At 61.0% G+C, this 18482-nt stretch carries 20 protein-coding genes; 14 read left to right on the forward strand and 6 right to left on the reverse strand.

Going from position 1 to position 18482, the window contains the following annotated elements:
* Positions 1 to 21 precede the first annotated feature (21 nt).
* From ACIQY3_RS24645 to ACIQY3_RS24660, 4 genes are read left to right on the forward strand one after another with little or no spacing between them, the layout of a single operon-like run.
* Positions 22 to 1539, forward strand: coding sequence for a TolC family protein (locus ACIQY3_RS24645; RefSeq protein ID WP_403024799.1), 1518 nt, complete (start codon positions 22 to 24; stop codon positions 1537 to 1539).
* Positions 1523 to 2128, forward strand: coding sequence for an adenylyl-sulfate kinase (gene cysC, locus ACIQY3_RS24650; protein WP_403024802.1), 606 nt, complete (start codon positions 1523 to 1525; stop codon positions 2126 to 2128). Before ACIQY3_RS24645 ends, cysC begins: the two co-directional genes overlap by 17 nt.
* The gene (locus tag ACIQY3_RS24655) at positions 2125 to 2910 is read left to right on the forward strand and encodes an aspartyl/asparaginyl beta-hydroxylase domain-containing protein (RefSeq protein ID WP_403024805.1); all 786 of its coding nucleotides are present in this window, start codon (positions 2125 to 2127) and stop codon (positions 2908 to 2910) included. Before cysC ends, ACIQY3_RS24655 begins: the two co-directional genes overlap by 4 nt.
* The gene (locus ACIQY3_RS24660; protein WP_403024808.1) at positions 2898 to 3842 is read left to right on the forward strand and encodes a sulfotransferase family protein; all 945 of its coding nucleotides are present in this window, start codon (positions 2898 to 2900) and stop codon (positions 3840 to 3842) included. Before ACIQY3_RS24655 ends, ACIQY3_RS24660 begins: the two co-directional genes overlap by 13 nt.
* Before the next feature lie 238 nt (positions 3843 to 4080).
* Here the strand turns inward: ACIQY3_RS24660 and ACIQY3_RS24665 are convergent, their stop codons facing one another.
* The 3 genes from ACIQY3_RS24665 to ACIQY3_RS24675 all read right to left on the reverse strand — a co-directional run bounded on the left by ACIQY3_RS24665 (position 4081) and on the right by ACIQY3_RS24675 (position 6196).
* Positions 4081 to 4455 (reverse strand): DUF6124 family protein, encoded by a 375-nt coding sequence (locus tag ACIQY3_RS24665; RefSeq protein WP_403024811.1) that lies wholly within the window; start codon positions 4453 to 4455, stop codon positions 4081 to 4083.
* Positions 4456 to 4901: 446 nt separating this feature from the next.
* Positions 4902 to 5660 carry a slipin family protein gene (locus ACIQY3_RS24670; protein WP_403024814.1) on the reverse strand — a complete coding sequence of 253 codons (759 nt, stop codon included), beginning with the start codon at positions 5658 to 5660 and terminating at the stop codon, positions 4902 to 4904.
* A 2-nt stretch (positions 5661 to 5662) separates the two neighbouring features.
* The gene (locus ACIQY3_RS24675; RefSeq protein WP_403024817.1) at positions 5663 to 6196 is read right to left on the reverse strand and encodes an NfeD family protein; all 534 of its coding nucleotides are present in this window, start codon (positions 6194 to 6196) and stop codon (positions 5663 to 5665) included.
* A 197-nt stretch (positions 6197 to 6393) separates the two neighbouring features.
* Between ACIQY3_RS24675 and ACIQY3_RS24680 the strand changes: the two genes are divergently transcribed.
* Both ACIQY3_RS24680 and ACIQY3_RS24685 read left to right on the forward strand, forming a co-directional pair.
* Positions 6394 to 6855, forward strand: a complete 462-nt coding sequence (locus tag ACIQY3_RS24680; RefSeq protein WP_403024819.1) for an aminoacyl-tRNA deacylase — start codon at positions 6394 to 6396, stop codon at positions 6853 to 6855.
* A gap of 118 nt (positions 6856 to 6973) precedes the next feature.
* Positions 6974 to 7219 carry a DUF2789 domain-containing protein gene (locus tag ACIQY3_RS24685; protein WP_403024822.1) on the forward strand — a complete coding sequence of 82 codons (246 nt, stop codon included), beginning with the start codon at positions 6974 to 6976 and terminating at the stop codon, positions 7217 to 7219.
* A 14-nt stretch (positions 7220 to 7233) separates the two neighbouring features.
* Here the strand turns inward: ACIQY3_RS24685 and ACIQY3_RS24690 are convergent, their stop codons facing one another.
* From ACIQY3_RS24690 to ACIQY3_RS24700, 3 genes are all read right to left on the reverse strand, one after another.
* Positions 7234 to 7515, reverse strand: a complete 282-nt coding sequence (locus ACIQY3_RS24690) for a type II toxin-antitoxin system RelE/ParE family toxin (RefSeq protein ID WP_163907664.1) — start codon at positions 7513 to 7515, stop codon at positions 7234 to 7236.
* A complete protein-coding gene (locus tag ACIQY3_RS24695; RefSeq protein WP_403024826.1) occupies positions 7512 to 7787 on the reverse strand; it encodes a CopG family ribbon-helix-helix protein in 276 nt (91 codons plus the stop codon). The genes ACIQY3_RS24690 and ACIQY3_RS24695 overlap by 4 nt, the downstream gene beginning before the upstream one ends.
* A gap of 91 nt (positions 7788 to 7878) precedes the next feature.
* A complete protein-coding gene (locus ACIQY3_RS24700; protein WP_403024831.1) occupies positions 7879 to 8055 on the reverse strand; it encodes a transcriptional regulator in 177 nt (58 codons plus the stop codon).
* Between the two features lie 171 nt (positions 8056 to 8226).
* Here ACIQY3_RS24700 and ACIQY3_RS24705 point away from each other — a divergent pair, with 171 nt between their 5' ends.
* The 8 genes from ACIQY3_RS24705 to pgaA all read left to right on the forward strand — a co-directional run bounded on the left by ACIQY3_RS24705 (position 8227) and on the right by pgaA (position 18481).
* A complete protein-coding gene (locus tag ACIQY3_RS24705; RefSeq protein WP_403024835.1) occupies positions 8227 to 8655 on the forward strand; it encodes a MarR family winged helix-turn-helix transcriptional regulator in 429 nt (142 codons plus the stop codon).
* Positions 8652 to 10724: an FUSC family protein gene (locus ACIQY3_RS24710; RefSeq protein WP_403024837.1), complete on the forward strand. Its 2073-nt coding sequence runs from the start codon at positions 8652 to 8654 to the stop codon at positions 10722 to 10724. The genes ACIQY3_RS24705 and ACIQY3_RS24710 overlap by 4 nt, the downstream gene beginning before the upstream one ends.
* A complete protein-coding gene (locus ACIQY3_RS24715) occupies positions 10721 to 10930 on the forward strand; it encodes a DUF1656 domain-containing protein (protein ID WP_054050271.1) in 210 nt (69 codons plus the stop codon). The genes ACIQY3_RS24710 and ACIQY3_RS24715 overlap by 4 nt, the downstream gene beginning before the upstream one ends.
* Positions 10927 to 11814, forward strand: a complete 888-nt coding sequence (locus tag ACIQY3_RS24720) for an HlyD family secretion protein (protein WP_123516005.1) — start codon at positions 10927 to 10929, stop codon at positions 11812 to 11814. Before ACIQY3_RS24715 ends, ACIQY3_RS24720 begins: the two co-directional genes overlap by 4 nt.
* Positions 11811 to 13259: an efflux transporter outer membrane subunit gene (locus tag ACIQY3_RS24725; protein WP_403024842.1), complete on the forward strand. Its 1449-nt coding sequence runs from the start codon at positions 11811 to 11813 to the stop codon at positions 13257 to 13259. Before ACIQY3_RS24720 ends, ACIQY3_RS24725 begins: the two co-directional genes overlap by 4 nt.
* 82 nt (positions 13260 to 13341) lie before the next feature.
* Entirely contained in the window at positions 13342 to 13977 is a 636-nt protein-coding gene (locus ACIQY3_RS24730) for a hypothetical protein (protein WP_054050265.1), read from the forward strand.
* Positions 13978 to 14260: 283 nt separating this feature from the next.
* Positions 14261 to 15766: a YdgA family protein gene (locus tag ACIQY3_RS24735; RefSeq protein ID WP_403024844.1), complete on the forward strand. Its 1506-nt coding sequence runs from the start codon at positions 14261 to 14263 to the stop codon at positions 15764 to 15766.
* 234 nt (positions 15767 to 16000) lie between these two features.
* Positions 16001 to 18481 (forward strand): poly-beta-1,6 N-acetyl-D-glucosamine export porin PgaA, encoded by a 2481-nt coding sequence (pgaA, locus tag ACIQY3_RS24740; RefSeq protein WP_403024847.1) that lies wholly within the window; start codon positions 16001 to 16003, stop codon positions 18479 to 18481.
* Position 18482: the final 1 nt, after the last annotated feature.

Genomic DNA, 18482 nt, shown 5'->3' on the forward strand with positions numbered 1-18482 from the left:
GCACCTAGGGGCGATCCAGGGATGAAAAGAAGTCATAAGTTATTCGGCGCCAGCCTGCTGGCGTTGGCGATCAGCGGATGTGCGGTCAAAAGTGAGCCGATTGAACGCAGCGTCAGCGAGCAACGTGCCAAAAGCGATATGCAGACGATGTACACCGGTCAGGAGCCGCTCAGTGGCCCGCTGACCTTGCACCAGGCGATGGCCCGCGCGGTGAAGTACAACCTCGAAGGCCGGCTTAAAATCATGGAAGAGGCCCTGGCCAAACGCCAACTCGACCTCGCCAGTTTCGACATGCTGCCGCGCATGGCCCTGGATGCAGGCTATGTCGGGCGTAGCAACGTCGGCGCCTCCAGCAGCCAGAGCGTGCTCACCGGCACCCAGTCGTTGGAACCATCGACGTCCCAGGACCGCGACCGTCGCGTGGCCGACCTGACCATGGTCTGGAACGTCCTCGACTTCGGCGTCAGCTACATCAGCGCCAAGCAGCAGGGCGACCAACGCCTGATCGTTCAGGAACGCCGGCGCAAAGTGATCAACACCATCGTCCAGGACGTGCGCTCGGCCTATTGGCGCGCCGTGGCCGCCGAACGCCTGCTCACGCAGATCGACAGCCTGATGGCGCGGGTCGATACCGCGCGCAGCAACAGCCAGAGCATGAGCGAACAGCGCATTGGCGACCCGGTCGTGGCGCTGGGTTATCAGCGCTCGCTGATCGAGGCGACCCGCCAGTTGCAAGAGCAGCGCCGCGCGCTGTCCCTGGCCAAGACCGAACTGTCGACCCTGATCAACCTGCCGATGGGCACCGATCTGAAACTGGCGACCCCGGACGATTACGCGATCCCGCAACTGAAAGTCGGCATGGCCAGCCTCGAACACGAAGCTTTGGCTAGCCGTCCGGAATTGCGCGAGCAGGATTACCAGACCCGCATCAGCACCGCCGAAACCCGCAAAGCCATGCTGCGGCTGTTGCCGGGGCTGGAGTTTTCGGCCGGCGGGCATTACGACAGCAACTCGTTTCTGGTCAACGACAAGTGGGCCGACTACGGCGTGAAGCTGACCTGGAACCTGTTCAACGTGATTTCCGCCCCGGCGGCGATCAACGTGGCCAAGGCCGGCGAAGAGGTGGCCAAGGCCCGGCGTCAGGCGATGTCCATCGCCGTGCTGGCGCAGCTCTACGTGGCCAACGCCAACTATCAGGAAGCGCTGCATCAATTCCAGACCAACCAGGAACTGTCGAGCATCGACGGGCAGATCCTCGGGCAGTTGCGTAACCGTCATCAGGCGGCCGGCATTGGCGAACTGGACTTGATCCAAGGTGAACTGAACACCTTGCAGGCGGACTTGCGTCGGGACCTGTCCTACGCCGATCTGCGCAACGCTTACGGCCAGATCTTCGCCAGCGCCGGGCTCGACCCGATGCCGGATGAAGTGCAATCCACCGAAGTCCAGTCCATCGCTACGGCGTTGGCCAATCGTGAAGCCGCGTGGGCGTCGGGCAACATTGCGGTGCCGGTGGCGGCCCATGCCCCGGCCCAGTAATTTACTGGCGCCGACCGCCAGCATCAGCCGTGCACAACGCGAGGCCCGCAACGGCCATCGCGGCACGGCGATTTTGCTGACCGGTTTGCCGGCGGCGGGCAAATCAACCCTGGCCCAGGCACTGCACGCCGCGTTGTTCGAACGCGGCGTGCAAAGCGTGGTGCTCGATGGCGACGGGCTGCGGGTCGGGCTCAATCGCGATTTGGGCTTTACCGACAGCGATCGTCAGGAAAACATCCGCCGTGCCAGTGAACTGGCCGCATTGCTGGTGGAGAACGGGCAGATTGTGATCCTGGCGATGATTGCGCCGCTGGTGGAACTGCGGGAGATGTATGCCCAGCGCCTCGGCGAGGATTACCGCGAAGTCTGGTGCAGCGCCTCCCTGGCGGTGTGCGAGCAGCGCGACCCCAAAGGTCATTACGCCCGCGCCCGTCGCGGCGATCTGGTGAGTTTCACCGGCGTTTCCGCGCCTTACGAATCGCCGCCGTCCGCGTCGCTGGTGCTCGATACCGGGGTGCAGTCGGTGGAGGCGTGTCTTGATCGCTTGCTGACCTGGCTCGGCGAATGCGCGGTGCTGCCACAACGATGAGTCGACCCGCGTTTTCTCGCTTGCCAGTGATGGTGGATTTGCCGTTGCTGTTGCAGGCGTTGGCGGCGATTGGTGAACACGAATGGCACGGTCATTTCAACACGGCTTACTTCTCCGGCGACTGGAGCGGCGTGGCGCTGATTTCGGCGGCGGATGCGTTGACTGAATTGTCGCCGGGCCTGGGTGCACCGCTGTTGCGTGCACCGTGGCGGCGCGATATGCGCTGGCAGCAAGGCTTGCGCGACCTGCCGCTGGACATCGTTTCGGCACGCCTGTTGCGGCTCGGGCCGGGCGGGCAAATTCATGAACATCGCGACTATGACCTGGGCGAGCCGGACGCCGATTTGCGCCTGCACATTCCGTTGCTGAGTCCGCCTGAGGTGGACTTTATGCTCGATGGCCAGCGCATGCCGATGGCGGCGGGGGAGTGTTGGTTTCTTGATTTGTCACGGCCCCATCGCGTGGACAATCGCGATTGTTCGGCGCGGGTTCATCTGGTGCTCGATTGCCGTCCTGGTCCTTGGCTGGAACAGGCAATTCTTGAGGGGCTACCGACCACCCCTGCGCCTGATGTCGGGGACGGGGCTTTGCTGCAATTTCAGCGCTTGGTGGCGAGTGATCCGCAGCTTTCGAATGTGTTGCAGGGCTTGGCAGACACGGAGGTTTTCATCGTCCGTGTTTTAGAGATGGCGGCTGAGCGAGGCCTGGTGTTTTCCCGGGAAGAATTGCGCGCCGCGATGCGCAACGGTCGTCGCCAATGGAATGAACAATGGAACGCCTGAACCTGGAAGGTTGGCTGCCGATTCGGGTCTGGCAGCAGGCCGGCGAATGGCAGGTGGATTGGTGTTGGTTTGGCGATACGCCGCTGCATCAGCCGTTTTTTCGCGAGGCCGTGGATGATGCGCTGCGGTTGCCGTTTAACCAGGCGTTTCGTCGGCAAACGCCGTTGGCTGTTCTTAGTGATTGGCAGGTGACAAGTCCGGGATTGGCGCCAAGTGCGTTTATCTTTCACGCTTCGCGGTGTGGCTCGACGTTGATCAGTCAGATGCTTGCGCGGCTCGATGATCACATCGTCATCAGCGAAGCGCCGCCGCTCGATGCGTTGCTGCGCAGTGACTTGCCGGCGGCTGAGCGGCGTAGGGCGATTGAAGGGTTGTTGTCTGCTTATGGCCAGCGTCGCGTAGGTTCGGAGCAACGGTTGGTGATCAAACTCGATGCGTGGAACATTGCGGAGTTACCTCTGTTGCGCGAGTGTTTTCCGGACACGCCCTGGATGTTTCTGTACCGCGATCCGCTGGAAATTGCCGTTTCCCATCTGCGCCGGCCGGGGATGCATATGGTGCCGGGGATGATTGGGGCTAGCGGGCTGGATGATGACCAGCCATTCGATGGTCGTGAGGATTACATCGCGCGACGGTTGGGGCGGTTGTTGGGTTTGGGGTTGGTGCAATGCCGGGAGTTTGGCGGGTTGGCGGTGAATTACAGTGAGTTGCCAGGGGCGATGGCGGGACGGTTGGCCGGGTTTTTTGGGTTGGATGATGTGCAGCGAGAGCAGGTGTTTGCGGCGGTGGGGCTGCATGCCAAACAGCCTACAGAGGTGTTTGTCGGGGACAGTGACAGCAAGCGCCGCGAGGCTTCGGCGCTGTTGGTTGAGCGGGTGGGGTGTTGGGCGCTAGGGCCGTATCAGGCTTTGGAAAATAGTCGGCAGGTCTGACGCCTTCGCGAGCAAGCCCGCTCCCACAGGGTGATCTTCGGTGAATACAAATTGTGTGTCCGACCTCAATCCCCTGTGGGTGCGAGCCTGCTCGCGAAAGCGGTGTGTCAGCCACCATTGATGTTGAAGCTTATGGCCTCTTCGCGAGCAGGCTCGCTCCCACAGGGGGAATGCGGTGCAAATGTGGGAGCGGGCTTGCTCGCGAAAGCGGTGGTCACTTCACCGCCAATTTACCTGACTAAACCTTGCTCTCAGCCATCGACTCATGGTGATCCAGCACTCGCTCCACCAACAACTGCACGCCATCTGATAGACGACTGATCGCCAGGGCGACAGAGCGGCGTGTGCCTTCCACATCGTCCGCCAAATCCGCCGCAATCGCGCTGATAGACATCAAGTCTTCGGAAGCATTGGCCAGCATGGCTTCGGGATCGTTGATACCCTCGGCGACGGCGAATAGCTGGTATTTACGGCGCTTGGATCGTTTTTCTTCGGCCGGGGGGAAGTAATGGGCGAAGGCGCGGTCGGCGGCTTCTTTCATTTTTGTGGCGTCGAGTGCTTCGGGGGAATCGGCTCCAGAGTTTTCTGGAGGATTTGGAGTCTCTTTGAACATGATTAGCCTCTTTATGTAAAAGACGCTGACCCGGTCCGCTTGCACGCGAAGGTAGGGTGGCAGCTATGTGCGGGGTGCAAGACCGAGTAAGAGACCGACCAACAAAACCTCGGCAGATCCGAAGATCTCCCGCACACAGCCGCCATAAAGCGAGGACAGCGAACACAAAGTGCTCGATGAATACCTATAGGCTAGGAATTGTTGGTGTTTTTACCCGGACTTGCACGTCCGTGTCACCGTTTATTCAGTGACAAAGCCAGACTAGACCTGGCTCCGGGCCGGAACAAGTTCACCAACGCCGCTACAACTTGAAGGAAATCTCCGACGAAATTGCCGGACAAGGGTGTTTGTAGGAAAGATCAAAAGATCGCAGCCTTCGGCAGCTCCTACAGGTGTACGCCGAACCCCTGTAGGAGCTGCCGAAGGCTGCGATCTTTTGATCTTCCTCACGGTTTCGAAGACAAATCCGCCATCCCCTTAAGCAATTCAATCGGCAACGGAAAGACAATCGTCGAACTCTTGTCCCCGGCAATCGAACTCAACGTCTGCATGTACCGCAACTGCATCGCCCCCGGCTGACGCCCAAGCATTTCCGCCGCTTGCATCAGTTTTTCCGAAGCCTGCAACTCACCCTCGGCATGAATCACCTTGGCCCGCCGTTCACGCTCGGCCTCGGCCTGTTTGGCGATGGCGCGCACCATCGACTCGTTCAAGTCCACATGCTTGATTTCAACGTTGGCCACCTTGATGCCCCAGTTGTCGGTCTGGGCGTCGAGCACTTGCTGGATATCGACGTTCAACCGCTCCCGCTCGGCCAGCAGTTCGTCCAGTTCATGTTTACCCAGCACCGCACGCAACGTGGTCTGAGCCAATTGGCTGGTGGCCATGAGAAAGTCTTCGACCTGGATAATCGCCTTCTGCGGATCGAGCACGCGGAAGTACAGCACCGCGTTGACCTTCACCGACACGTTGTCCCGGGTAATCACGTCCTGGGGCGGGACGTCGAGGACGATGGTCCGCAGGTCCACGCGAACCATTTGCTGCACCGCCGGAATCAGCAAAATCAGGCCCGGCCCCTTGACCTGCCAGAAGCGCCCGAGCTGGAACACCACGCCGCGCTCGTATTCACGCAGGATGCGAAAGGTCGACCCCGCCAGCACAATCACCAACAGCAGCAGCGCGGCAAAACCCAGTTGCAGGCCCATGGTTATTCTCCCGCCGGCGCCGCGTCAGCCGCGGCCACTTGTAGCAGTAATCCCTTGCGTCCCACGACCCGGACGTTTTGCCCCGGTTGCAGCGGCGTGGCGCTCAGCACTTGCCATTTTTCGCCCTGCAAATGCACCCAGCCGTTGTAGGCACTGTTGGCCTGCAACGCCATCACCGGCGTCACGCTGCCCACCAGCCCGGCATCGCCGCTGACGATGCGGCGCGGGCGGGTTTTCAGGGCATGAATCACCAGGAAAATCAGTAGCAGGACGCTGATCAGTCCGAGGCCGATCATCAGCGGCACGGGCACTTGGGTGTTGGTCAGAATCACCGCGCCGGCGACAAACATCACCAGGCCGCCGAGACCGATCACGCCGTAATTAGGCACGGTGACCTCGGCCACCAGGAACGCGATGCCAAACGCAATCAGCCACAGGCCGAGGGGATCGGCAATGAACAGCACGACGTTGTCCGCCGCGAAAACCGGTCCGCTCACGGTCAACAGCAGCGCCACGGCACAGCAACGAATGTTCACGTGACCCTCCGCGAGAGTTGGATGGTTCTGTATAGAGTCTAGCTGAGCTGCGAGTTGTACGAATTTTGACCAGTTTTTGCGGTGATTCCGGTGGGCAGATTTCCCACGCGAAGGCGTCGGCGGGCCTAGACTTTTAGTGGAAGAAAACAGCGTTAACCATCGTCCGTTTGCCGTTGCAGCGGACACCGAGGTGCATCATGCGTATGGCAAGAACCGTGCAGGAGAGCCTCAATCGGGCTCAATGCGAATTCGACATCGTCACCCACCCGCACTCGGCCAGCAGCCTCGAAACGGCTCGCGTGTCGGGCATTCCTGCCGAACGGGTGGCCAAATCGGTGATCCTCGACGACCACCACGGGCATTACCTGATGGCCGTGCTCCCCGCCAGCCGTCACCTGGACCTGAGCAAAGTACGCGGCAGCGGCGAATGGCAGATCACCCGGGAAAGCACCCTGGCGCACCTGTTCAACGACTGCGAACGCGGCGCGGTGCCGGCGCTGGGTGAATCCTATGGCCTGGACATGCTCATCGACCCATTGCTGACCCGGCAGAAAGATATCTATCTGGAAGCCGGCAACCACAACAACCTGCTGCACATGAGCATGCCGGAATTTCTGAAAATGGTGCCGCATGCGGAGGTTTGCGAGTTGAGTCATTAAATATCACGGTGTTCGTAAGGCCGCTTTCGCGAGCAGGCTCGCTCCCACAGGGAAATGCGGTAAAACTGTGGGAGCGAGCCTGCTCGCGAATAATTTTCCAGACACCCAGGAGCCCAACATGGAATCCCCAACCCACAGCCTGCCCTCCCTGTTCAAACAACTCGGCCTGGACAACGACCCGGTCAGCATCGACCAATTCATCGCCACCCATTCCCCACTCAAACCTGAACTGCACCTGGCGGACGCGTTTTTCTGGAGCGAGAGCCAAGCTGCCTTTTTGCGGGACGAGATTCTGGATGATGCGGATTGGGCGGAAGTGGTGGATCAGTTGGATGTGTTGATGAGGAAGGGGCGGGGGGTGTGAAACGGGGGAGTTCTTCAACTCTCCAGCGGCCACTGTCGGGACGTGTGAACCAGCGCGTGTATCCAGATCGCGTCCTGTCCCAGCTCATAAATAATGCGATAGCTCTGATGCGGAATCAGCTCTCGAGTGCCTGCGATTATTCCGGCAGGGCCGCTTTCGGGGTATTTGGAAAGTCGTGAAATTGAATCGGTAAAGCGGTTATCCATTGCGATGGCTGCTTTCGGATTCACCGCGTGGAGGTAGTCCCAAATGTCCGCACGATCCTGTGCTGCTGCTGGCGTCCAAATAACCCTCATTCTTCAGCAGCCCTAGCTCGCCTGGCAGTAAATTCTGCTTCAACTTCGTCATTCGTCAGGCCTTCGCCCGCTTCCATGGACGCTCGAGCGATGTCTACTTTGCGTTGTAAAAACGCTTCGTACTCACGCGACTCTCGCTGTTTTTGAACGAACTGACGCATCATGTCCCTAACGATTTGCGAAGCAGGGCGATGCGAGGCTTCGGCCTCAGCCATGAACTGCTCGCGCAATTCCGGTTCAAGTTTCATTGTGAAAACGGCTTGTTTTGACATGGTCTGCCTCCTCAACTGATGTGCTGACGAAGTATATACGTCGTTAGTACAAAATTTGACCCGACCGAAAATCTACGCGACGTGTGGTGTCTTACAAGGAATGGGACGTCGGAATTGGAACATGCTCGTCTTCATACTTATCAACCAGCATCGCCAACGTATCGAGTTCATTCCCTTCAGGTGAGTTCGGTGGCGCTCCCCATAGCTGTTCAATGCGCAAAAGCGCGCTGTTGAGTTCCTGATCGGTTCGGATGGATTTAATGTCCATTACAAGTTCCCCAATTGATCTGATTGCTCAAAGAATGCGTGCCAAAGACGCTGTCGTTGATCGCCAAATTGTTTCAAAACTTGACCGCCCTTTCCCTCGAATGCGATATTGATAGTTAGCAAACTAACAGTGTGTCATTCCCCCGTGCCAAAAAACCTCGACGCTCTCCAGATGAACATCAGCAGTGCCATGGTGGTGGCCGCCAGGCATTGGCGGAAGATCTGCCAGACCACGCTGGTCAATTATGGAATCTCCGAAGCCTGCGCCGTCCCGTTGTTGATGATCGGGCGTTTGGGGGAGGGTGTGCGGCAGGTGACGGTGGCGCAGGCGGCGGGGATGGAGAGTCCGTCCCTGGTGCGTTTGCTCGATCAGTTGTGCCATTCGGGCTACGTGCGCCGGACGGAAGACGCCCACGACCGCCGCGCCAAGTGCCTGAGCCTGACCGACACCGGTCGCGAGTTGGTGCAAGCGGTTGAGGTCGAGCTGGTGCGTTTGCGTCACGAAGTGCTGGAAGGCATCGAACAAGGCGATCTTGAAGCGGCGCTGCGTGTGCTACGGGCGTTTGAAGCCGCGAGCTATCCGTCGGTGGTCCAATCTTGAGCGGTTTCTGGACAGGCGTTCCCCCGGCGCGGGACTGGTTTTACGGCGTGCGTACCTTCGCCGCGTCGATGATCGCGTTGTACATCGCCATGCTCATGCAGATGCCGCGTCCATATTGGGCGATGGCCACGGTGTATATCGTTTCCAGCCCGTTTGTCGGCCCGACCAGTTCCAAGGCGCTGTACCGCGCGGTCGGTACGTTCATGGGCGCGGCGGCGGCGGTGTTTTTTGTGCCGATGTTTGTCCAGAGCCCGTGGGTGCTGGTGGTGATCATCGCATTGTGGACCGGGACGTTGTTGTTCCTGTCCCTGCACCTGCGCACCGCCAACAGCTACGCCTTGATGCTCGCCGGTTACACCTTGCCGCTGATCGCCCTGCCAGTGCTGGATAACCCGTTGGCGGTGTGGGACATCGCCGAGGCGCGCACCGAAGAAATCTTCCTCGGCATCGCCGTGGCCGCAGTGGTCGGCGCGATGTTCTGGCCCCGGCGGCTGGCGCCGGTGTTCAACGATTCGGTGAATAAATGGTTCGCCGATGCCTCGACCTACAGCCTGCGGTTTCTCAGTCGCAATGTGCAGCCGGAGGAAGTCAGCGCTTTGCGGTCGGCGATGGTGACGACGTTCAACAGCCTGGAACTGATGATCGGCCAATTGCCCCACGAAGGCGCGCGGCCTCAAACCGTGCGCAATACCAAGGAATTGCGCGGGCGGATGATTCACCTGTTGCCGGTGATCGATGCCCTCGATGACGCGCTCTACGCGTTGGAGCGTCGCACCCCGGAGCTTGTGGATAAGTTCGCGCCGCTGCTGGCCGCGACCACCGAATGGCTCGACCACAAAGACGCCAACCTCGACCGTTGGCAAGCGCTGAAAGATCAACTCGAAGCGCTGCAACCGAGTTCCGAAGCGCTGGAGGATCGCAAACAGCTGCTGTTTTCCAATGCCCTGTATCGCCTCGGTGAGTGGATCGATTTGTGGCAGGACTGCCGCAGCCTGCAATACGCCATCCGGTGCGAAAGCCAGGACAATTGGCGCGCGGTGTATCGCCACTGGCGCCTCGGTCGGCTGACGCCGTTTCTGGACCGTGGGCTGATGTTTTATTCGGCGATGTCCACGGTCAGCGCGATCATTGTCGCGTCGGTGCTGTGGATTCTGCTCGGCTGGACCGACGGCGGCGGCGCGGTGATTCTGGCGGCGGTGGCGTGCAGTTTCTTCGCCTCGATGGACGACCCGGCGCCGCAGATTTTCCGGTTCTTTTTCTGGACCGCGATGTCGGTGTTGTTCGCCAGCCTTTATCTGTTTCTGGTCCTGCCCAACCTGCATGACTTTCCGATGCTGGTGCTGGCGTTTGCCGTGCCGTTTATCTGCATCGGCACCCTGACGGTCAAGCCGCAGTTTTACCTGGGCATGCTGCTGACGCTGGTGAATACCTCGTCTTTCATCAGCATCCAGGGCGCCTACGACGCGGACTTCCTCAGTTTCTCCAACTCCAACCTGGCCGGGCCGATTGGCTTGCTGTTTGCCTTTGTCTGGACGCTGATTGCACGCCCATTCGGCGCGGAACTGGCGGCCAAGCGCCTGACCCGTTTCAGTTGGCGCGACATCGTCAGCCTCACCGAACCGGCGACCTTGTCCGAACACCGCAAGTTGGGCGTGCAGATGCTCGATCGCCTGATGCAGCACTTGCCGCGGCTGGGTCTGATCGGCCAGGACACCGGTGTCGCCCTGAGGGAAGTGCGGGTGGCCCTGAACCTGCTCGACCTGCTGGCCTACACCCCGCGCGTGTTCGGCGTGCCGCAAGTGTTGCTGCAGCAAGTGGTGGCGGAAGTCGGCGAGTACTTCAAGGCGTGCCTCAAGGCCGGCGAGCGTTTGCCGGCACCGAGTCCGTTGCTGATGACCCTCGACCGCACCCGTCGTGCCCTCAACATCGAATGCGACGACGGCGCCCGGCTACATTTGCTGCACGCCTTGAGTGGTCTGCGCCTGGCGTTGCTGCCCGGTGTGGAATTCGTCGGCACCGGCGCACTCGAAGAACCGCTTCCCCATGGCATCGATGGAGCGCCTTTATGATCGGTGATCTGGATATCAGCGGCGTATTCCTGCCCACGCTGCTGGTGCTGATGGGCATTACCTACCTGTTTTACCTGTTGGTGCACGGGGTGCTCACGCGCCTGCACTTTTACCGTCTGGTCTGGCACCGGGCATTGTTCAACGTGGCTCTCTACGCTTTGCTGCTCGGCGCCGTGGACTCACTCAGTCGATACCTGATGACATGAAAAAACCTTTTTTGACCATTGGTCGCGTCCTGCTGACCCTGCTGATCGTGAGCTTCGCCGTTGTCGTGGTCTGGCGCATGGTGATGTATTACATGTTCGCGCCCTGGACCCGGGACGGGCACATCCGTGCCGACATCGTGCAGATCGCGCCGGACGTGTCTGGGCTGATCCAGCAAGTGCAAGTGCGCGACAACCAGTTGGTGCAACGCGGCCAAGTGCTGTTCAGCATCGACCAGGACCGTTTCAAACTGGCCCTGCGCCAGGCGAAAGCTGCCGTGGCCGATCGCGAAGAAACCCTGGCCCAGGCCCAGCGCGAGGCGAAGCGTAACCGTGGCCTCGGCAATCTGGTGCCGGGCGAGCAGCTTGAAGAGAGCCTGTCGAAAGTCGCCCGTGCGCAGTCGGCCCTGTCCGAAGCGCTGGTGACGGTGGACAGCGCCCAGCTCAACCTCGACCGCTCGACTATCCGCAGCCCGGTGGACGGCTACATCAACGATCGTGCGCCCCGCGCCCAGGAATTCGTGACCGCCGGACGGCCGGTGTTGTCGGTGGTGGACAGCAATTCATTCCACATCGACGGCTATTTCGAAGAAACCAAACTCGACGGCATTCACGTCGGCCAAGGCGTGGATATCCGCGTGATCGGCGACCGCGCTCGCTTGCGCGGGCATGTGGAAAGCATCGTTGCCGGCATCGAAGACCGCGACCGCAGCAGCGGCAGCAACCTGTTGCCCAACGTTAACCCTGCGTTCAGTTGGGTGCGGCTGGCCCAGCGGATTCCGGTGCGGATCGCCTTTGACGACGTGCCAGCGGATTTCCGCATGATTGCCGGCCGTACCGCGACGGTGTCGATCATCGACGATAAAACCGAGGAGCCCGCGAAATGAGCAAAGCCTCGGCTTTGGCGGTGGCCGGGTTAGGCCTGTTGCTGTCGGCGTGTCAGGTGGTCGGGCCGGATTATCACTTGCCGGGCGAAGCTGCCGTGCACCGTGACGATTTCCAGGGCAACCTGGCGGCTAACGACAAAGATGTGGTGTCGGTGCCGGTGCCCAGCGATTGGTGGCGCTTGTATCAGGACCCGCGTCTCGATCAATTGGTGCAGCAGGCCATGGCCTCCAACACCGACCTGCGCGTGGCGGCGGCGAACCTGTCCCGGGCCCGTGCGCAAGTGGATGAAGCGCAAGCGGCGGGCGGCTGGAGCGGTGGCGTGAAGATGGGCGCCCAGCGCTTGCAGGAGTCCGGCGAAGCCTTCCTGCTGCCAGAAAAAGTACCGGTAGCCAACGTCGGCGACATTGGCATTACCACGTCTTATCAATTCGACCTGTTCGGCACCTTGCAGCGCGGCATCGAGGCGGCCAAGGCCAACGCCGATGCCACCCAAGCGGCGGCGGACACGGCGCGTATCACCCTGGTCGCCGATGTGGTTCGGGCTTACACCCAAGTCTGTGCGGCCAACGAAGAACAGGCAATCGCCCAGCATTCCCTCGACCTGCAAGCCCAGAGCACGACGTTGACCCAACGTCTGCGCGATGCCGGGCGTGGGGATGAAACCCAGGTCACCCGCTCGCAAACCCAATTCAAATCCTTGCGCGCCGACATGCCGCGTTATGAGGCGTCGCGTCAGGCCGGGTTGTTCCGCTTGTCGATGCTGCTGGCCAAACCGCTGGATCAACTGCCGGCGGGCACCGCCAGTTGCGCCGAGCTGCCGAAGATTGCGCAATTGTTGCCGGTGGGTGACGGCGCCACGCTGCTCAAGCGCCGCCCGGATGTACGTCAGGCCGAGCGTCGTTTGGCCGCCGCGACCGCCGGTATCGGCATCGCCACCGGCGAGTTGTACCCGGACATCAGCATCGGCGCGTCCATCGGCACCGTCGGCACCCTGGAAAACCTCGGCAAACCGCAGACCAATCGCTGGGGTTTCGGCCCGTTGCTGAGCTGGACCGTGCCGTCCAATGGCTCCCGCGCCCGAATCCGCGAAGCCGAAGCCTCGACCCAAGGCGCGCTGGCGCACTTCGACGGCGTGGTGCTCAACGCGATCCGCGAAACGCAAACCGGCCTTGCCCAGTACTCCGCGCTACTGCAACGCCGCGATGCCCTGGCCGATGCCGAGCAGTCGGCGCAACTGGCGGCGGACCAGACCCACCGCTTCTTCCAGGCTGGCCGCGCGTCGTTCCTGGCAGACTTGCAAGCCACTCGCACCTACACCGATGTCACGGCGCAACTGGCGTCGGCCAACACTCAGGTCGCGATGAGCCAGATCGATTTGTTCCTCGCCCTCGGCGGCGGTTGGGAAAGCGGACGAACGCAAGCGTCACAGCCCGGCAAACCCTGAGGCCGTTGCTATGCTTTGACTTGACGGGATCGCACGACGATCCCGTCAATCAAGGCTCGCGTTGGTCATGGGGACTCTAATAATGAAAAACCCTTATGCTCCCGGCTTCTGGTGCGCTATTGCGGCATTGGTGTTGCTGTCGGCCACCTATTTCTACGGCATCATGCTCGCCCACCAGATCGACAAGGCGCTGGTGTTCCTCGACAGCGCGGCGGCACTGATTGCCGTGATGTCCATCGTCGTGGTCGCCTGGGCTTCGGTCCAGGGCACGCGCATCAAACGAAGACACCTCGAACAAGGCAAGACCCTGGTGCTGATCTGGGACACCAAGGTCGCGCTGCGGCGGGTCGAAACGGTATTCGACCGATATTTCTGGGGCAGCTACTGGCAACCGGGGCGCACGTTCCAGGAAGTCATGGGCGAACTCACCGGCACACCGCTGGAAAAAAGCCTCGAAGCCTTGAAGACCCAATGCCTGGCGCTGGACAAGCAAGTCACCGAAGAAGGCTGGCACTGGCTCAACAACGCCCGCGAACTCTCCGATGTCGCCAACGCCATGGCCCGCGAGCGCTATCAATTGGACTTCTGCGACCCGCGTGCGGAAGTGACGGGCGGGGCGGTGATCAATCGGGATTTCGAAGTGCTGGTCTATACGTGGACGGCGCGGCTCAAAAGCTTTGATCATCAGTTGGATGAGATTGAAATGCAGTATTCCTGAATTTTTTGTCGGCAGGATTGACGCCTTCGCGAGCAGGCTCGCTCCCACATTTGATCGCAGTCCTCCTGTGGGAGCGAGCCTGCTCGCGAAGGCGATTTCATGAGCGCTGAAACTCTCAACCCCCGCCTCCTGTCCATAGACACTCTTTAACCTTTAATCATTAAGCCCTCTCGCCCCGCAAATGCTAATCTCCATCGCACTTTTGCGCAGTCGTGACCACGACCCGTCATGGGTTCAGGGAAGACGACCACATTTTCAACAACGGACATTGATCGGGTAATTCATGAATAAATCAGCAGGCGTGCTTCTTGGAATTGTCGTTGCCATCGGTGCAATCAGCGCCGGCGGCGCCTGGTACACCGGCACTAAACTGGAAGGCGTGCTCAACGCCTCCGTCGTAGACGCCAATAAAGAACTGCAAGCCGCGCTGGTCGGCTCCAACGGCACAGCGTCCCTGGAACTGGTGTCCGTGGAGCGTGGCGTGTTCAGCAGCACCGCCCACTACCGCCTCAAGGGCGAAGGCGAGATGTTCGGTGAAGCGCCAGTCGAATTGCTTTTCGTCGATCGCGTCGAACATGGCCCGCTGCCGTTCTCGCGCCTGGCGTCGTTGAAATGGCTGCCGGTCATGGCCACCAACCACTTCGAGCTGGAAAAGACCCCGACCACGGAAAAATGGTTCGCGGCCGCCAACGGCCAGTCGCCGGTCAAAGGCGTGGTCAACATCGGTTACGACAACTCCACCAACGGCGCTTTCGAATTGCTGCCGCTGGAAGTGGCGCTGGATGACAAGTCCAGCCTGAAGTTCTCCGGTTTGAACATGGACATCGCCGCCAGCGCCCAGGCCCAGAAGGTCAAGGCCGACGGCTACATGGACAGCCTCAAGCTGACCACCGTGTCTGAAGATCAGGCGCCGGTGTCGGTCGAGCTGAACGGCCTGACCCTGGCCAGCAACCTGGTCAAAAGCACCTACGGCTACTACACCGGCGAAAACACCGTCGAACTGACCAGCAGCAAGACCACCTTCGGTCCGAAGCAGTCGATCGTCGGCGTCAACAAATTCGAAATGAAGAACCAGACCGAAGAATCCGGCACCAGCGCTTCCGGGCGTGCGGATTACAAGGTCGGTGAAGTGTCGTTCAACGGCAAAACCGTCGGTTCGGCCCAGATGGCCATGAGCCTGAAGAACCTCGACATCCCGTCGACCATGGCGCTGATGGAGATTTACCAGACCAAGCTGCAACCCTACGAGCAAGCCGCCGCCAAAGCCGCTGCCGCCGGTGAGCCAGCCCCCGAGCTGAACCTGACGCCAGAAGAAGAGAAACAGGTGAAGGCCGGTCTGGAAAAACTGTTGGCCGCCGGTCCACAGTTCGCCCTGGAGAACCTGTCGTTCAACTCGGCCAACGGTGAAAGCCGCGCCAACCTGGTGCTGGACCTGACCAAACCGGCGTCCATGGACCTGCCGCCAGACCAGTTGGTCCGTCAGTTGATCGCTTTGCTGGACATCAACATCAAAGTGTCCAAGCCAATGCTGGTTGACCTGCTGAGCATTCAGGCCCAAGCGGATGGCCAGACCGACGCCAAGACCATCGTCGAACAGGCAACCGCCACCAGCGACATGTTCAGCAGCATGGCCGTGGGCACGCAATTGGCCAAGCTGGAAGGCGCAGACGTCGTCACCAAACTGCATTACGCCAACAATCAGGTGGAATTCAACGGCCAGAAAATGACCGTCGAGCAGTTTGTCGGCTTCGTGATGGGCAAACTCGGCGGCGCTGGGCAAGTCCAGTAAAACCAAGGGTTACACCGCGACGCCCGGCCTCAGACGCCGGGCGTTTTGCTGTCCGGGATTTGAACAAGGCCAAGTAATGTCACGAATCTGAATAAATATTGCGTTCTGAATGGCTGACCAAACTCGCGTGCAAGACTGCGCCCCGACAAGCTGGCTGGGTCCTGTGATCCAGCTTTCCGTTACGAGTGGGCGAGGGGCATTGCGACCCGGCTGGCCATGTAAGGATGCTGACGAATGCCGCGTTTTGCAGGTCCCTTTATTCATCGTGGCTTACGCCCGTTGTTTCGCGTTGCGCTGTGCAGCCAGTTGCTCTGGCCGGCGCTGGCGTTTGCCGACACGCCTTACGACCAAATGGTCCGCGATGCTCGGGCGGGCAACTACGCGCCAGCGTTGACCGTGCTGCGTCAGGTGCCGGTGAACCAAGCCACCACCGGTCAGGTCAGCGATCATTTGCAGATCGCCAGTTGGGCCGGCCTGGATGCCGAAGTGGTGCAGGTCTATGAAACCCAGGGGCGCAACCGCGTGCTGCCGGTCCAGGCGTTGACCGCCACGGCGCGGGCCTATCGCAACCTCAAGCGCTGGGATGCGGCGACCGAGGTTTACAACAAGGCCCTGGCGCTGGAGCCACAGAACCCGGACCTGCAACTCGCTCTGGCCATGACCCAGGCTGACGCGGGCAAACCTGACGAAGCCGTAACTCGTACAAAAGCTTTGGTGGCCGCCAAACCGGACGATCCATCCCGGCGTCTGGCGCTGGCCTATGCCTTGACCCGCGCCGGGAATAATTACGACGCGTTGTTCGAATACGACCAGGCCTTTATCCGCGCTGGCAGCAAACCCGAAGTCGCCCGGGAATACGTGTTCGCCCTGCAACGCGCACGCCTGCCGGAGCCAGCCCTGCGCCTGGCCCATCAGCGGCCGGGGCTGATTGATCCGGTGCAGTTGCGGCGCATCGAAGGCGACCTCGCCGCCGAGCGCGTGCGTCTGGCGGAACTGGCCACCCGCAGCGAAAAAGAACGCTATGTGATCGCCGATCGAGCGTTGGCCGACTACGACAAACTGCTCGCCACCTGGACCCCGGACCCGGCGGCCCACGATGACGTCACCCGTTGGCGCATCGACCGCATGGGCGCGCTCAAGGCCCGTGCGCGTACCGCTGATGTGATCAGCGAATACCAGAAACTCAACGGCGAAGGCGTGAAGATTCCGACCTACGCCCTGCGTTGGGTGGCGTCGTCTTACCTGGATCAGCGCCAGCCAGAAATCGCCACTGATCTCTATCGCCAAGTGCTGGTCGCGCCGGACGCCGATGTCGGCGATCGCCTCGAAGACAGCACCGCGCTCTATTACGCGCTGCTCGAAAGCGACAAGGCTGACGAAGCGCGCACAGTCGCCGAGGACCTGGCGAAAACCCAGAAGCCACGGGTCGAACTCAAGGGCTTGCCGGTAGGCAACCCCAACGATGAATGGATGGACGCGCAACAACTCGCCGCCCAGGCCGGGACCTACGGGGCCGATCTGCCGTCCGGCGAGCAGCGCTTGCAGACGTTGGTCGATCAGGCGCCGGGCAACATCGGTTTGCGCCTGGCCCAGGCTGATTTGTACCTGGCGCGGGACTGGCCGCGCCGCGCGGAATTGCAGCTCAAGGAAACCGAAAGCATGGTCCCCCGGGACTTGGGGCTGGAAGTCGCCCAGGCTCACACCGCCATGGACTTGCAGGAATGGCGGCAGATGGACGCGCTGACCGACGATGTGGCCGCGCGTTTCCCGGACAACCGTCAGGTCCAGCGTTTGCAGCGCCAGCGCGAGGTGCATGACATGGCCGAGTTGCGGGTGCAGAGCTACGGCGGCAAAAGTTACGGCGGTGGCGACAGCGGCGCCGGTGCGGTGTCCGGCAGCAAGGATTTCGGCATCGAAACCGTGCTCTACAGCCCGCCCATCGATGAAGACTGGCGGGTATTCGCCGGTGTCGGTTACGCCACCGGTGATTTCCAGGAAGGCACCGGTCGTGATCGCACGCAGCGGCTCGGAGTCGAGCGCCGCACTCGCGACATGACCCTGGAAGCGGAAGTCTCCAACCACAACTTCGGTTACGGCAACAAGCAGGGCGCACGCCTGGCGATTGCCCGGGACATCGACGATCACTGGCAGTACGGCGGCAGCCTCGCTTACCTCTCGGCCGACACGCCACTGCGCGCACTGAACAGCGACGTCACGGCCAACGGCGGCAGCGGTTTCATCCGCTGGCGCGCCAATGAAAGCCGCGAATGGAAACTGGCGGTCAGTCCGTCGCATTTCAGCGACGGCAACAACCGCGTCGAAGCCTTGCTCACCGGGCGCGAGGGCGTCTACACCGCGCCGAAAGTGCAAGTCGATCTCGGTCTGGAAGTCGGCACCAGCCACAACTCTGCGTCCGAGGATGTGCCGTACTTCAACCCGAAATCCGACTTCAGCGTGCTGCCAACGGTGAACGTCAACCACGTGCTTTATCGCCGCTACGAAACTTCCTGGAGCCAGCAATTCCAGGTCGGCGCGGGCACGTATAGCCAGCGCGACCACGGCACGGGCGGCATCGGCCTGCTGGGCTACGGCCAGCGCTATAGCTGGAATGACGTGTTCGAGGTGGGCGGTTTGTTGACCGTGATCAACCGGCCCTATGACGGCGACCGCGAAACCGATCTGCGCCTGCTCGTCGACCTCACTTACCGCTTCTAGA

This window comes from Pseudomonas sp. NPDC096950 (assembly GCF_044762525.1).
GTDB lineage: Bacteria > Pseudomonadota > Gammaproteobacteria > Pseudomonadales > Pseudomonadaceae > Aquipseudomonas.